This window comes from Oleiphilus sp. HI0067 (genome assembly GCF_001635735.1).
The window spans coordinates 1-560 of record NZ_LWFI01000760.1 but is presented as its reverse complement, the minus strand read 5'-3'; the positions used below and the strand labels follow the sequence as shown (position 1 = coordinate 560).

General features: G+C 46.2%; 1 protein-coding gene. It reads left to right on the top strand.

The window, feature by feature from the left end; all coding sequences use genetic code 11:
* Positions 1-560: glutamate 5-kinase (proB, locus tag A3739_RS08295; RefSeq protein WP_068501009.1), on the top strand; the 560-nt coding region annotated here is incomplete at both ends.

Below are 560 nucleotides of genomic sequence, written 5' to 3'. Positions count from 1 at the left end.
CCGCAAAGCGAATAGTAGTTAAGATTGGTAGTGCGCTGTTAACGGACGATGGTCGAGGTCTCGATAGGGCGTCCATCAAAAAGTGGGTTGCTCAGATGGCGGCTTGTCGTCAGTCTGGAATCGAGCTTGTTTTGGTGTCCTCTGGTTCGGTGGCAGAGGGTATGGTGCGGCTTGGTTTGGATGCTAGACCTGAGCAACTTAATTTATTGCAGGCTGCTGCAGCGGTTGGTCAAACAGGGTTGGTCAATGCTTATGAGGAGTTCTTTCGCTCTCATGGATTAGCGACTGCGCAGATTCTACTGACTCATGAAGATTTGTCAGATCGTAAGCGTTATTTGAATGCTCGAAGCACGATCACAACCTTACTTGAAATGTGTGCGGTGCCTATCATCAATGAAAACGACACGGTTGTGACTGATGAAATTCGTTTTGGCGATAATGATACTTTAGGTGCTTTGGTTGCTAACTTAGTAGATGCTGACGGCCTGATTATCCTGACTGATCAGGATGGTATGTTTGATAAAGATCCTCGTGTTAATTCTGATGCTAAGCTCCTGAAT